The following is a 15079-nucleotide window of genomic DNA, read 5'->3' on the forward strand; positions in this document are numbered from 1 at the left end:
CTTAGAAGGAAAAGGTTGGCCCGGTGCTTTACCACCGGGCGTGATAGGGACTAACGGCGGTGTAGATGGATTAGCGGACTTACACCAGCACTCATGCCGCCAGTAATGACCTTCATGTCATAGAGTTCAGGGGACATAATCACAACTGGCGTAGTGGTGTTGATGTCACTTTCCTCCAGAAGCCTGGTATCCACTCGCAGAACGGTCTCGCCACGGGTGACCTGCTGGCCGATACCTGCGATCCGGGTAAATCCCTTTCCTTCCTGTTTAACAGTCCCGAGTCCAAAGTGAACCAGCAGCTCTACACCGTCGTCGGTTTTCATGAAGAAAGCGTGGCTACCCGGCAGGATGTTGACGATAATGCCGTCTGCCGGAGCCAGAACATCGATTTCATTATCCCGATCTGGCACAATCGCGACCCCGACACCGACCAGATTTTCTGAAAATACAACATCGTTAACCTTTTCCAGTTCCAGCGTGTTACCGGAGATCGGCGCGTAGAGGGTCGTCAGGTGATAAGGTGTCGTCGTGCTTGTTAACTGCCTCATCGTTTATTCCCCAGCAACTCACGCTCAATTCGTTCACGGGTTTCAACGGCCTGAACGTTCATCTTCTCTGGGAAACCAAACAGCGAGGCGGTAATAATCGACTCGCCCCCAACTTTAAAGGTGCGATTGGCGAAATCCATCTCTCTGAGAGCACGGAAGATGCCATCGAAATCCACCTCTCCCTCTCCCATCCCGGTGTGCTGATGAATTGCGGCGTTGACCCCTGGCGGATTCACAATATAACGGCACGGCAACGTATGATTCCATGTATCAGCCAGCAGTACGTGAGAGAGATCGTGACCGGCAAATTTCAACATTTGCTCCACGTCGCCTTTGCCTTTGTCATAGAAAAATGTGTGTGGTGCACTGTAAAGGTAAGTCACATGGTCACTGCGCAGCGACTTCACCAAATCGGCTGTATCATCGCTCAGCTCGCAGAAATCCCATGGATGCGACTGAATTTCTACACGGATACCTTCACGCTCAATGATCGGCAACAATTCCTCCATGGAGCGATACCACATTTCTTCACAGATCTCCGGTTCATCCGGTGTTCCGGCCAGCTCGGTATTGATAACTTGCACGCCCATTTCAACAGCGATTTCAATCATACGTCGCCAGTTTTTTACTGCCGCACGGCGACGTTCCTCATCCGGACCTGACCAGCGGTATACAGTGATAACGGAAGAGATTTCCACGCCGTACTGTCGTAGTGCGCGGGTGTATTCATGCATCAACTCCCGTGAGGCGCGCGGGTGCTTGTAGAATGGGTTTATTCGCGGATGGGGCGATTGTTCAATATATTTGTATCCCCATTCCGACACCTGCCGCACCATGTCGGTAATTGGCAAATGTTTAATAACATCAACGTCAAAAGCTATTTTCATTGTATGTTCTCCCGATCCTAATCAGTATTTGCGTGCCTGTTTCGTTTTTTCAGCGAGCATGGATGCAATGGCACGAATACTCTCTTTCTTTGCCACCTGAGCTCCGCCAACGCGCCACCAACTCAGGTATTTATGCACCATCGTTTTAGGCAGCACTTTCATGTCGATAAGCGTAGAGACCGGCGACCGGCGCGCCTCCTCCAGCGCATGATGCAGCTCTTCGAGCGTGGTAACGCGCCAGGTCTGGCAGCCATAGCCCTCGGCAATTTTGGCGAAATCTACGGGTATCAGCCCGCCTTCCTGCTGGCCACTGTCGCTGTGGTGATAACGGAACTCGGTAAAGAAGCTGTCCATACCGTGCTCCATTTGCAAGTTGTTGATGCAGCCGTTGGTCATGTTATCGAAAAGCATCACATTGATTTTCTTGCCTTCCTGTAGCGATGTGACCAGCTCGGAGTGCAGCATCATAAAAGAGCCATCGCCGACCATGACGTAGACCTCCCGCTCTGGCTGCGCCATTTTGACGCCGAGTGCGGCATTCACTTCATAGCCCATACAGGAGTAACCATATTCAACGTGGTAGTCATTATTGCCACGACTTTGCCAGACGCGCTGCAGATCGCCCGGTAGACTGCCTGCGGCGGCAACGATCACCGCATCCTTAGGCAGAGAAGCATTAAGGACTCCCAATACCCGACTTTGGGTGAGGCAGGAGGCCGTAATTGCCTGGAACTCTTTATAAACCTGCTCGCGCGGCAAGTGATCGTCGATCTCTGGTATAAACCCCTCGCCGGAGAATTCCACACCATAGACGCGCTCGACCTCCTGTTGATATTTCTGCCGGGCATCCTCAACAATATTGTCCCATGCAGATTGATAGCCCGTTTTCATCAGCCCGGCCTCAAGTAAGTCCAACGAGGCGCTGGCGTCGCCCAATAGTTGCACTCCATCCAGTTTGAAGGCATCAAAACGGCTGACATTGATGTTCAAAAAATCGACGTCAGGATTCTGGAAAATCCACTTCGATGAGGTCGTGAAATCTGTGTAACGGGTGCCTATGCCAATCACCACATCCGCTTCACGCGCCAGATAATTCGCGGCCAGACCGCCAGTCTCCCCGACACCGCCAACGTTCAGCGGATGGCTGGAGGATATTGCTCCCTTGCCCGCCTGAGTTTCCGCCACCGGGATTTGGAAACGTTCAGCGAGACTGAGCAGAATGCCCGCCGCCATCGAATACTTCACACCGCCACCACAGACGATAAGCGGCTTACGCTTGCCCTCCATCAATTTCAGTGCGTCGGCAAGCATTGCTTCGGTCGGCTCGGTGCGTTCTATTCGGTGCACGCGTTTAGTAAAGAAGTAGTCCGGGTAGTCCCAGGCTTCCCCTTGCACATCCTGTGGGAGACAGAGTGTGACTGCGCCAGTCTCCGCAGGATCGGTTAGTACACGCATGGCGTTGATGCAGGCGCTCATCAGTTGCTCGGGCCGGTTGACGCGATCCCAGTATTTACTCACTGCGCGAAACGCATCATTGGTGCTTATGCTCAAGTCGTGTGACTGCTCGATCTGCTGCAATACCGGATCAGGTTGGCGGGTCGCGTAGACATCGCCCGGAAGCAGCAGCAGTGGAATGCGGTTAGCCGTTGCGGTTGCCGCCGCGGTGATCATGTTCGCCGCACCAGGCCCGACAGAAGAGGTGCAGGCGATAATCTGCTGGCGCAGCTTTTGTTTAGCAAAGCCAATAGCAGCATGCGCCATCCCCTGCTCATTACGTCCCTGATAAACCGCAAGCCGGCCACAATCTTCTTCCAGCGCCTGGCCGAGGCCAAGAACGTTGCCGTGACCGAAGATAGCGAAGATGCCTTTAACGAACTTAATCTCATTGCCGTCGACTTCGACATATTGGTTGTCGAGGAAGCGCACCAGCGCCTGCGATACTGTTAATCTGGAGGTTGTCATTGAATCACCTGTCATTGATTCGCTGGCATTGGCTCATTAGAGCGAGTGCGCTGCGAGTTCTGTTAGTCATGTTGTAGACGATTATAAGGAATGATTTTTCATTTCATATTTATATAAAATTAAAATTTCATTAATGGGAAGGGGATCATAAAAAAAGTAAAAAATTTCATTATGTAGTTGCGGTGGTAACATGCATTGTCCACCCCTATAAACTCAAAGGGGATTATTACAATATCATGAATTATTTGAATTTTAATGAATGAGTATCTACCTGGTATCGCTCTACATTCCAGAATATAACTGTGATCTTTGTCATGTTTTTAATGGTAATGTTTGTTTCATTTGTGTTGATAATGAAATTATTAAACCTTAACATGCATAAAAACACACCATCTTTGCTGAGGGCATGAACAATGGACAGTGAACAAAAAGCACTGGACGTCATTTGCATTGGTCGAATCGCTGTTGATTTGTATGGCCAGCAGATTGGCGCACGGCTAGAGGATATGGGGACGTTCGCGAAGTACCTGGGCGGTTCATCAGGTAATGTTGCCTACGGTACGGCGATACAGGGGCTGCGCTCCGGTATGTTGGCTCGCGTCGGCGATGAGCATATGGGGCGTTTCCTGCGTGAAGAGCTCCTCCGTGTCGGCGTAGACACACAACATCTGATCACCGATAAAGATCGTCTTACCGCACTGGTGCTGCTGGGGATTAAAGACCGGGACACTTTCCCGCTTATCTTCTACCGCGATAACTGTGCGGACATGGCGCTGACACCAGACGATATTGATGAGAGCTATATTGCCTCATCGCGCGCACTGGCGATCACTGGCACACACCTTTCACACCCGGATACTCGTGCCGCAGTACTGAAAGCGCTGGCCTTCGCTAAAAAGCATGGTTTACGTCGCGCGCTGGATATCGACTACCGACCGGTACTATGGGGGCTCACCTCCCTCGGCGATGGTGAAACCCGCTTTATTGAGTCCGGTAAGGTCACGCAGGAATTGCAGGAGGTTCTGGACCAGTTCGACCTTATCGTCGGTACCGAAGAAGAGTTCCATATTGCTGGCGGTTCCACCGATACACTGGCGGCGCTGCGCAAAGTACGCGAACGCAGCCATGCTACTCTGGTGTGCAAACGCGGAGCGCTGGGTTGCTCAGTGTTTGAAGGCGATATTCCCACCCATTGGGATGCGGTCAAACTGCACAGCGGTGTGCGTGTAGAAGTACTGAATGTGCTGGGCGCAGGCGATGCGTTTATGTCCGGCTTGCTGCGTGGTTATATGAACGATGAAGGCTGGGAAACCGCCTGCCGTTACGCCAACGCCTGCGGGGCCCTGGTCGTATCCCGCCACGGCTGCGCTCCGGCGATGCCGACGCGCGAAGAACTGGATAATTATTTAACCCGTGAAGAGAGCGTGAAGCGTCCGGACCAGGATGAGACGCTGAACCATCTGCACCGCACCACTACCCGCAAGCAGGACTGGAAAGAGCTGTGTGTCTTTGCGTTCGACCACCGCAAGCAACTTGAGGATATTGCTCACGCGGTAGGCGCAAGTGAAACAGAGATTCCGAAATTGAAAGAGCTGCTACTGGAGGGCGCGCGCCAGGCGGCAAAGGAAGCCGGACTGGCACACAACAGTGGCATTTTAGCTGATACCACTTACGGGCAGGACGCACTCAATACGATCACGGGAGAAGGCTGGTGGATTGGCCGCCCAATTGAGATGCCGGGTTCACGCCCGTTACGCCTGGAGCATGGCAATATAGGCTCGCAACTGGTGGACTGGCCGCTGGAGCATGTAGTGAAATGCCTGGTGTTTTACCATCCGAATGATGAGCAAGCGCTGCGCCGTGAACAGGAAGAATTGATCAACGAAGTCTACCATGCCTGCTGCAAGTCAGGGCATGAACTGCTGCTTGAGGTGATCTTACCTCATACAGTAAAAGACCGGGACGAAGCACACTATGCCACCATCGTGGAGCACTTCTATTCGCTGGGGATCAAGCCGGACTGGTGGAAGCTGCCAGCTCTCTCCCGCACGGCCTGGCATAAGATCAGTGCATTGATAGAACACTTCGATCCGCACTGCCGCGGTATCGTGATCCTGGGGCTGGATGCGCCGGAAGAGGAATTGAAAGCTGGCTTCGCCGAAGCGGCAGATATTCCCTGGGTAAAAGGTTTTGCTGTAGGTCGTACCATCTTCGGCGAACCTTCACGTTTCTGGCTCAGCCGTGAGTACAGCGATGAGCAACTGATAAACGCGGTGAAGAAGCGTTATATGACGCTAATCAGCTACTGGCGAGAGTATCGTCCGGCGAAATGCCTGACCAATGCCGCCTGATGGCGAGCGCATGATCAACGGGGCCGAATTACGGCCCCGTTTTTATTTCTGCACTTCCTTGAGATCAGACCCGATGCCAACCTCTACTACCACTTCAGAGATACCTGCTGCTTCTGGCAGGCTTATCCGTCTCTCCCTTGCTATGTTTTTCGCCTATATGACAGTCGGTTTACCGCTGACCGCCATTCCGCTCTTTGTTCACCAGCAGCTGGGGCTGAGTGATACCTGGGTCGGTGTGGCGGTCGGAATTCAGTTCCTTGCCACGGTGCTGACCCGTAGCTATGCCGGTCGTCTCGCCGACAGCAGGGGGGCGAAGCGTACTACGCTACAAGGGCTGCTGGTTTGCGGCCTTGCGGGAATCGCTTATCTCTTTGCTGCTCTGTTCGCTGCAGATGTCTGGCTGGCGCTTTGCACATTACTGATTGGTCGACTATTGCTCGGCCTCGGGGAGAGCCAGATTCTGACGGGCAACCTGACCTGGGGGATGGGGCTTGCCGGCAGCGCGCAAGCTGGAAAGGTCATCTCGTGGAATGGCATGGCCACCTACGGTGCACTAGCCTGTGGTGCCCCGCTGGGGGCGTTTCTCTATCTGCAGGCGGGGTTTATCGCGCTCGGCATGGGAACAATCGTTTTACCCCTTGTCGCTTTGCTCATCAATAGCAGTGTGCTGCACGTGGCGCCGCATCCTGGCAATCGCGTGCCGCTGCGCGTGGTATTGAATGGCATCTGGCGGCCTGGACTGGCGCTCGCGTTGCAGGGCATCGGTTTTGCAGCTATCAGCGCTTTTATTGCGCTCTACTTTGCTGCCAGAGGGTGGGGAAATGCGGGTTTTGCTCTGACGGCGTTTGGAGGCCTGTTTATTCTGGTACGACTACTATTAGGCCAGGCACTTGATCGCTACGGCGCAGCCACCATCGCAACGTTATCGCTCCTGGTTGAGTGTGCGGGGCTGCTAATCATCTGGCTTGCAGCGACGCCTGTCGCTGCGCTTCTCGGCGCGGCGCTGACCGGAGCGGGCTGTTCTCTGGTCTTTCCTTCCCTCGGTGTGGTGACGGTACGCGCCGTCAGTCCTCAGGTGCGCGGTACAGCACTCGGCGGCTTCTCTGCCTTTCAGGATATTGCCTATGGGATTACCGGGCCGCTGGCGGGATTGCTGGCAGGGGTAACAGGTTATGAAGGGATATACTTTGCCGCTGCATGCTGCGCGTTGGCTGGCGCAGTTGCGATCCGGACGCTGATCCACTCAGCCCCATAGCAGGGGAAAACGACTGGCGGGAGAATGAGATAATGCTGGGCCCGATTTTATCTACAGGCCCAGTCTCTATAAAGAAAGGAACGAATCAGCGACCTCCGTCGCGTTCCTCATTAAATACGATACCTAACTGTTTACGCACTTCATCAAGCGTTTGCATGGTGACCAGCGAGTCTTCAAGCGGACGCAGCGGGGACTCGAGCAGCCCCTGCTCAATGCAGTAAGCAACATGCGCGGCTTCGTGATACAGCTGGTCGTAGGCAAAACGTGGCTCTTCGTAGGTGATTTTCTGCTTATCATTATTAAAAATATGGAAATTGCCCGGTGTATAGAACATCCCTTCCATGAAGATATAGCCTTCTGTTCCGGCAATCACGGCGCTGCCCGGCGTATGGCTGAACAGCGTGGTATGAATAGATGACTGGTTACCGTTGGCATGGCTTAAGATGATCGATGCTTGGCCGTTTACCCCGGCTGGCGCAGGCTGGCCTGAGGCTAACACGTTCTCCGGCCGTCCGAGGATTTTAGTCGCAAAAGCTACCGGGTAGGAGCCTAAGTCCATCAACGGACCGCCGGCCAAATCGGCGCGCATAATACGGTGCTCTGGGCCAAAATGTTCGCCATGATCGGCAATAATAGAGTGAACTTCGCCGATCATTCCCTCTTCCAGAACCTGACGAAGCACGTCGAATTTTGGCAGGAACCACGTCCACATGGCTTCCATCAAAAAGACTTTATTCTGGCGTGCCGCATCACGCAGCTTCTGCACTTCAGATCCATTAAGCGCCAGTGGTTTCTCAACCAGTACATGCTTACCTGCGCGAATTGCCTCCATCGCGCAGGTGAAATGCGCCGGATGTGGCACGGAAATGTAGACCACATCGATATCTTTGTTATAAACAAGCTCCTCCACAGAGCCATAGGCGAAGGGAATATCGTGGCTGCTCGCAAAATCCTGCGCGCCCTTCAGGCTAATGTCGGCGACGGCCAGTATCTGTTGCCGCGTACTCTTCTGTACCGAAGAAACAAAGCGGTTAGCGATCCAGCCGGGACCGATGATCCCCCAGCGCAGCGCAGGTGCTTTTTTTCCGTCCGGTGTTCTTGCTACAGGTAACGGCTTATGAAACTGCATGATTCACTCCTGTTTTTAATTTTTTAAATTGAAAAATTCAAACCGGCCCACCGCTAAAAAAGGGCAGGCCAAAGGTTATTTGTTGCTGGCGAGTGCGTCGGTAGAGCGCTGAAGTTGCTGCATTTTTTTCTCGGCGAGCTGTTCGATATCTTCCAGGGAAACACCTTTAGTCTCTGGAACATAACGATGTAAGAACCAGAAGCAGAAGGCATTAAATCCGACAAACAACCACATCGAGAACGCACCATGGAAATTGTCTTGCAGGTAAGCGTTGTCATTCACAACAGGGAAGAGTTGGGTAATAACGAAGTTGGCAATCCACAGGCAGCTGACCGCCAGACTCATCCCGAAACTACGAATGCGCTCCGGGAATATTTCAGAAATGAGTACCCATGCACCGCTTCCCCAACCGATAGAGAACAACAGCATAAAGAAGAGGATACCGAAAATGGTCATATATCCGGTGTCCTGCGTGTAGAGGCCATAAGAGACAATCAGCAGGCCGATCATGGAACCTACAGTACCGATTTTCATCACCGGCAGACGTCCGTAGCGGTCAAACAGATTCATACCAATAATGCCGCCGACACCGCTGAACAGAGCGATAAAGATGGTCTGGAATAACGCAGCATCTTTACTACTGGAAGCGCCTTGCAGCACTAACGGTGCGTAGTAATTCATAACGTTAACGCCAGTAAACTGCTGAAGCACTGCAATCATGATGCCGACGAGCAATATGTAGCGCAGCACAGGTTTGCCTGCAATGCTGGTGGTGCCAGCAGGAGAAGAAGCGCTTTTTGCTACAGGGGCCTGCTCAAAAAGCTGACGTGCCTCCTCCTGATTAAATTCAGGGTAGATACGAGACAGCACACGAATGGCTTTATGGCCGCGATGGCGTTTGATGCTCCAGTGCGGAGATTCAGGCAGGAAGGCGATCAGCAGCAGCATCAGCAGCGATGGCACCAACTGAAGGCCCATCATCCAGCGCCAGCCATCCTGTACCATCCATGCTTCCACCATGCCTCGGGCGATGAAAAAGTTGACGATAAACACCGCCAGCTGTCCAAGGTTAGTTGAGACGTTATAGATACCAGAAGCCTTACCGCGAATACGTGCCGGGGCTATCTCCGACATATACATCGGCGAAACAGTACCGGCTATGCCTACCGCCAGCCCGCAAACTATGCGAGCAATGCTGAATAACCAGAACAGCGACGATGCTGCTGAGATGACTGAGGTCACAACAAAGAGCAATGCAGCCAGCAACAAAGCATTTTTTCGGCCGATACGATCGGCAATTTTTCCCGCCATCAGCGACCCCAGCACTGCGCCGACGATCACGCTGCTGACCGCCCACCCCATTTCTGACGGGCTTAATGCAAAATATTTCTGCATTGATCCGACCGCGGCAGCAATAACGCCCGTGGAGTAGCCAAACATGACGCCACCCAGGGCGGCAATACAGCAGAGCATGTAGACGTACCATGCATTGAACTTATGATCGTAAGACATAGGTTATTCCTCATATGACGCCTGCGGGATGACCGTGGCGACCGATAAATGGTATTTTTTTTTCAAATCATAAAATAACTGAACTATTTCTACCATTTTGTGGGTATTGGTTTTGTTAACGAGATCATAAAAAACATTCATTTCATATCAGTGAAACGAATTTCATTTTTTTGAGTGGCATAGGCGATAGAATAAAAATCATTACAATACAGTGGTTTGGGTCTGGCTTTCTACGCTGTAGCTGGCAGTCCCTTTCCTAAAGAAATGAAAGAATCTTGCAGAAGATCACACTAAATTAAAGTTTCATAAAATTTAAATTGAAATATTTGATTCGAATTATTACATTGAAACGGAGTTGATGGCCGGGAGCTCCATGTACAGAGAGCATTCAGCCCGGATGACGAATAATGGTTAAGAAGGTAAAGAGAAATGGAAACTGTCGGTAACTTTATAAATGGCAAAACGGTTATCAGTACCAGCCGCGAAACCAAACCCGTCACTAACCCGGCCAGTGGTGAAGTGATCCGCGAGGTCACCCAGAGCACACAGGAAGAGATGCTGCAAGCCATTGATGCAGCGGATAAAGCTTACAAAGCCTGGTCAAAAACAACCCCGCTGCGTCGTGCACGTGTGCTGTTTGAATTCAAAGCGCTGCTGGAAGCTCACCGTGACGAGCTGGCGGAGCTTATCGTGAGCGAACACGGTAAAGTCTTCTCTGATGCACAGGGCGAACTGACTCGCGGGTTGGAAGTCGTGGAATTTGCCTGCGGTATCCCACATCTAATGAAAGGCGAATTCTCATCTACCGTTGGCACCGGCGTCGACAGTTTCTCTGTTATGCAGCCGCTGGGTGTGGTAGCCGGGATAACCCCATTCAACTTCCCGGCGATGGTTCCTATGTGGATGTTCCCTATCGCACTGGCATGCGGTAACACCTTTATCCTGAAGCCGCCAGCACCAGTCCCATCAGCGTCGCTGCGTATTGCCGAACTGTTGAAAGAAGCGGGTCTACCGGATGGTGTCTTCAACGTAGTGCATTGCGGTAACGATGTTGCCAGCATTCTGACCCGTGATCCGCGTATTCAGGCGGTGAGTTTCGTGGGCTCTTCTTCTGTAGCAGAACATGTATATAAAGAAGCGAGCGCTCATGGCAAACGTGTACAGGCGTTCGGTGCAGCAAAAAATCACGCGATTGTAATGCCGGATGCAGATCTCGATGCCACTGTAAACGCCATTATGGGCGGGGCGTTTGGCTCGGCAGGTGAACGCTGCATGGCGCTGCCGATTGTGGTTGCGGTGGGCGAAGGCACGGCGGAGAAACTGATCTCCCGTCTGCAGCCTCTGGTCACGAGCCTACGTGTCGGTCCGGGTCACCTGAAAGGTGCGCAAGAGAATGAGATGGGGCCGGTCGTCACCCGCGCTCACCAGCAGAAGGTTCTCGGATATATTGATAAAGGTGTCGCGGAAGGTGCTGATCTGGTGATCGACGGACGTAACTGTCAGGTGGCTGGCTATCCAGAAGGTTTCTATGTCGGCGGTACGCTGTTTGACAACGTCACCACAGATATGACTATTTACAAAGAGGAAATCTTCGGCCCGGTGTTAGGTATTGTCCGTGCCCCGGACTATGCAACGGCGATCGCCATTGTTAACGGCCATGAGTTCGGCAACGGCAGCGCCATCTTTACCACCAGCGGCCACTACGCGCGAGAGTTTGTTCAGGAGGTGGAAGCAGGTATGGTCGGCGTTAACATCCCGGTACCTGTACCAGTGGCATTCCACTCCTTTGGCGGCTGGAAACGCTCTGTGTTTGGCGCGCTGAACGTGCATGGACCAGACGGCGTGCGCTTCTATACCCGAATGAAAACCGTGACGACCCGCTGGCCTAACGGGCAGCAGACGGTATCTGAATTCAGCATGCCGACTCTGGGTTAACGTAGAGAAGGAGAAGATCATGGCGACCTTACTCAGCCGTTCGACATCATTGCCGGACGGCAGAACCCAGCACATTACGCCGGAAAATGCTGGCTGGAAGTATGTGGGTTTTGATGTTTATCGGCTGCAGGCCGGGCAGGAGATAACGCTGCCTGCGGATGCGCTCGAACGTTGCCTGGTGCTCGTTTCCGGCAAGGCGACGGTCGTTACTCAGGCGGGCACTTTTGAGAGTATCGGCGAGCGTATGAGCCCGTTCGAGCGCACACCCGCGTGGTCGGTCTATCTGCCGCACCATTCCCCTGCACAGGTTACCGCTCTGACTCCGCTGGAGCTGGCGGTATGCTCCGCTCCGGGTTGGGGTGATCTGCCGGTGCGGCTGATTGCGCCAAAAGATGTAGGTGTAGAGCACCGTGGCAAAGGACGTAACAAGCGGCTGGTTCATAACATCCTGCCGGATGACCGTCCAGCAGACAGCCTGCTGGTGGTAGAAGTTTACACCGCTGAAGGCGACACCAGTTCCTACCCGAGCCACAAACATGACACTCCAGTAGAGGGAAAAGAGACCTATCTGGAAGAGACCTACTATCACCGTTTCGATCCGCCGCAGGGCTTCGCTCTTCAGCGTGTCTATACCGACGATCGTAGTCTTGATGAAGCAATGGCTGTTTATGACCGAGATGTGGTGAAGGTACCACGCGGCTACCATCCGGTCGCCACTATCGCCGGGTACAATAATTACTATCTCAATGTTATGGCAGGACCAACGCGGAAATGGCTGTTTACCTGGGAGAAAGATCACGCCTGGGTGAATAGTGAGGATTACCCTCGTTTAGAAGACAATTAGAACCTACTCACTCGGACACTTATCTATCTTTTGCGCAGCGCTATGCTGCGCTTTTTTTTTGCAAAAAATGAAACAAACATACTGCTTTAGATTGTTGGCGTCAGGGAGGAAAACATTTTGTGAGCTGAGATGGATATCGACAAATTTATCACGATTGATAGTGAATGATATGAGTGATAGGGATCACGAATAGACACCATCATTCATTTCACGCTGAGCTCACTTTCTTTCGTTTCATTTTAAATTACATATAAATCATTATGTTAATAAGTAAAAGGTGGTTTTATTCCAAATTGCCACTAAATTGAAATTTAAATTTTAAAAGCATAACCTCACTACATGTTCATCACTGATTTTCACTATCCATCTTGCTAACCATTTCCTAACAGGAGTTTGCTATGAGCCAGTCACTGACCCTTGATCAATTACTGAATCAGGAAAAAGAACATCGCTTTACCGAAATCGACTTTAACGCAGCCTGGGAGATTGGCCAGGCCATTCGTGAGCGCGCCGCAGGGCAGAACGCACCGGTTGCAATTGAGGTCTACGCCTATGGCCAACCGCTTTTCTTCGCTGCGTTACCGGGTTCAACCTCCGACAACATAGAGTGGATGAAGCGCAAGCGTAATACCGTTTTACGCCTGGGACACTCCTCCATGTATGCCGGCCTTAACTATGAGAGAACCGGAGCGCGCATGGAGTTGCATAACTTCATCGACCAGGCCGAATTTTGTGACCACGGCGGCAGTTTCCCGCTTCTGCATACTTCGGGTGCAGTAATGGGAGCGGTGAGCGTGAGTGGTTTGCCGGCTCAGGACGACCACGCCCTGGTGCTGTGGGGTATTGCTCAATATCTCAACGTTAAAAAATAATAAAGGCCATGATTATGAACCGCGACAACGTGAGACTGGCTATTGCGCCTATCGGATGGACCAATGACGATATGCCAGATCTCGGTAAAGAGAATACGTTCCAGCAGATCGTCAGTGAAATGGCACTGGCAGGATTTAGCGGTAGCGAAATTGGCAGCAAGTATCCCCGTGATCCAGCCGTGCTAAAACCCGCACTGGAGCTGCGTGGCCTACAAATCTGTAACGCCTGGTTCAGCACCTTTTTTGCCGATGGTCGTAAAGAAGAGACGCTGCGCGATTTTGACGAGATGCTGGATTTCCTCCACGAGATGGGAGCAAAAGTGATTGGTTGCTCCGAGCAGAGCGGCAGTACTCAGTGCAAACCGGTGCCAGTCTACGCCGAAAAGATGGTGTTTACAGACGAGCAATGGCAGCGCGTTGTCGAGGGTTATAACCTGCTTGCCGCTCGCGCGGCCAAAAAAGGGATGTCGGTCTGCCTGCACCACCATATCGGTACCGGTATTCAGACTCTGGATGAGATAGACAGGTTTATGTCCTCCGTCGATGAAAACGTCTTCCTTCTCTATGATACCGGCCATGTCTACGCTTCAGAGCGCAGCCAGAGTGCCGTCGTCGCTGTGCTGGAGAAATACCTGCCGCGCATTCGCCACGTACATTTAAAGGACTGCCGTGACGAAATGATAGAGCAGGTAGCTCTGAAAAAACTGTCTTTCCTTGAGGGCGTGCGTAGAGGGATGTTCACCGTACCGGGTGACGGAGTCATCGACTTTGCACCTGTGTTTGCTCTGCTGACCAAACATCAGTATAGCGGCTGGTTGGTGGTAGAGGCTGAGCAAGACCCCGCAATAGCAAACCCACTTGAGTACGCGATGTTAGCGCGTCGATATATTCACGAAATGACCGATCTGTAATCTTACAAATAAGAAGGAGTACCCTATGCAAAAGGCATTACATGGCATTTCAACCCACTACTGCAATATTCTAACTGATGCGCGGATCGCTCGTGATACAGGATATGACAGCCTTGAACTGCTGAGTGCCAAATTAGTTCGCTATCTGGACAATGGCGGCACCACGCAGAAGCTGAAGCAGGTTGCTGATGGCTACGGTCTCTCCGTTGGCTGCGTTAACGCCCTGCTGGAAATTGAGCGCCACAAGGGCGATGAGAAAAAAGCTATGCTGGCCGAAGCCACCCGTCTGACCCGAGCGGCGGCAGAGCTTAACTGCCCGACCGTGCAGATTCTTGCGCTTAACGGAATCGACGATCAGCCGGACGATACCGTGATGGATATCATCACTGAAAACGTCGGTGCCATCGCCAGAATCGGCGAAGAGTATGGCGTGCGTTACCAGATTGAGGTTATCGCCTTCACCAAATTCCGCACCCTGCAACAAGGGCTGGAAGTGATCCGTCGTGTAGGCAAGAAGAACGTCGGGATGGTTATCGATTTCTGGCACCTCTATGCTGCGGGCAACACCCCGGAAGAAGTCGCGAAGCTCGATAAAGATCTTATTTACGGTGTGCATTTCTGTGATGGTCGACTGCCGAAGCCAGGCGAAGCATGGGATCAGATGGTGCTACGTAACTATATGCCGGGCGAAGGCGAACTTGATATCCAGGCCTGGGTCGATGCGGTCAAGGCTACCGGCTACGACGGTATGTGGTCAGCCGAACTGTTTAGTCCGAACCGCTGGGAATACGATCTGTACGATATCGCGACAGAATGCCGCGAAAATATGGAAAAATACCTCGGTAAATAAGTCTACTCTGCGCATCCGGCTTC

12 protein-coding genes are annotated in these 15079 nt (G+C 52.3%); 7 read left to right on the top strand and 5 right to left on the bottom strand.

Translation table 11 applies throughout. The features are described 5' to 3' along the window. Positions 1–50: 50 nt before the first annotated feature. The 3 genes from KXR87_RS15550 to iolD are packed head-to-tail and all read right to left on the bottom strand — an operon-like array spanning position 51 to position 3397. Positions 51–548: a PTS sugar transporter subunit IIA gene (locus tag KXR87_RS15550; protein WP_437433131.1), complete on the bottom strand. Its 498-nt coding sequence runs from the start codon at positions 546–548 to the stop codon at positions 51–53. Continuing rightward, positions 545–1435, bottom strand: coding sequence for a sugar phosphate isomerase/epimerase IolH (gene iolH / locus KXR87_RS15555; RefSeq protein WP_437433132.1), 891 nt, complete (start codon positions 1433–1435; stop codon positions 545–547). Before iolH ends, KXR87_RS15550 begins: the two co-directional genes overlap by 4 nt. A 21-nt stretch (positions 1436–1456) precedes the next feature. Then, the gene (gene iolD / locus KXR87_RS15560; protein ID WP_437433133.1) at positions 1457–3397 is read right to left on the bottom strand and encodes a 3D-(3,5/4)-trihydroxycyclohexane-1,2-dione acylhydrolase (decyclizing); all 1941 of its coding nucleotides are present in this window, start codon (positions 3395–3397) and stop codon (positions 1457–1459) included. 413 nt (positions 3398–3810) lie between these two features. Between iolD and KXR87_RS15565 the strand changes: the two genes are divergently transcribed. Then, positions 3811–5748 (top strand): bifunctional 5-dehydro-2-deoxygluconokinase/5-dehydro-2-deoxyphosphogluconate aldolase, encoded by a 1938-nt coding sequence (locus KXR87_RS15565; RefSeq protein WP_437433134.1) that lies wholly within the window; start codon positions 3811–3813, stop codon positions 5746–5748. 73 nt (positions 5749–5821) lie between these two features. Then, a complete protein-coding gene (locus tag KXR87_RS15570) occupies positions 5822–7003 on the top strand; it encodes an arabinose transporter (RefSeq protein WP_437433135.1) in 1182 nt (393 codons plus the stop codon). Positions 7004–7088: 85 nt separating this feature from the next. On the opposite strand, the gene KXR87_RS15575 is transcribed toward KXR87_RS15570, so the two are convergent. Together KXR87_RS15575 and KXR87_RS15580 are read right to left on the bottom strand one after the other, a co-directional pair. Further along, positions 7089–8132, bottom strand: coding sequence for a Gfo/Idh/MocA family protein (locus KXR87_RS15575; protein WP_437433136.1), 1044 nt, complete (start codon positions 8130–8132; stop codon positions 7089–7091). 75 nt (positions 8133–8207) lie between these two features. After that, a complete protein-coding gene (locus tag KXR87_RS15580; protein WP_437433137.1) occupies positions 8208–9644 on the bottom strand; it encodes a sugar porter family MFS transporter in 1437 nt (478 codons plus the stop codon). Positions 9645–10073: 429 nt separating this feature from the next. Between KXR87_RS15580 and KXR87_RS15585 the strand changes: the two genes are divergently transcribed. From KXR87_RS15585 to KXR87_RS15605, 5 genes are all read left to right on the top strand, one after another. Then, positions 10074–11579: a CoA-acylating methylmalonate-semialdehyde dehydrogenase gene (locus KXR87_RS15585; protein WP_437433138.1), complete on the top strand. Its 1506-nt coding sequence runs from the start codon at positions 10074–10076 to the stop codon at positions 11577–11579. Between the two features lie 19 nt (positions 11580–11598). After that, positions 11599–12423 carry a 5-deoxy-glucuronate isomerase gene (gene iolB, locus KXR87_RS15590; protein ID WP_437433139.1) on the top strand — a complete coding sequence of 275 codons (825 nt, stop codon included), beginning with the start codon at positions 11599–11601 and terminating at the stop codon, positions 12421–12423. Between the two features lie 398 nt (positions 12424–12821). After that, a complete protein-coding gene (locus KXR87_RS15595) occupies positions 12822–13295 on the top strand; it encodes a heme-degrading domain-containing protein (RefSeq protein ID WP_437433140.1) in 474 nt (157 codons plus the stop codon). A 14-nt stretch (positions 13296–13309) separates the two neighbouring features. Next, positions 13310–14206, top strand: a complete 897-nt coding sequence (iolE, locus tag KXR87_RS15600) for a myo-inosose-2 dehydratase (protein ID WP_437433141.1) — start codon at positions 13310–13312, stop codon at positions 14204–14206. A 25-nt stretch (positions 14207–14231) separates the two neighbouring features. Beyond that, the gene (locus KXR87_RS15605; protein WP_437433142.1) at positions 14232–15056 is read left to right on the top strand and encodes a sugar phosphate isomerase/epimerase family protein; all 825 of its coding nucleotides are present in this window, start codon (positions 14232–14234) and stop codon (positions 15054–15056) included. Positions 15057–15079: the final 23 nt, after the last annotated feature.

It is taken from the genome of Yokenella regensburgei, from assembly GCF_051486985.1.
Lineage (GTDB): Bacteria > Pseudomonadota > Gammaproteobacteria > Enterobacterales > Enterobacteriaceae > CBFFRJ01.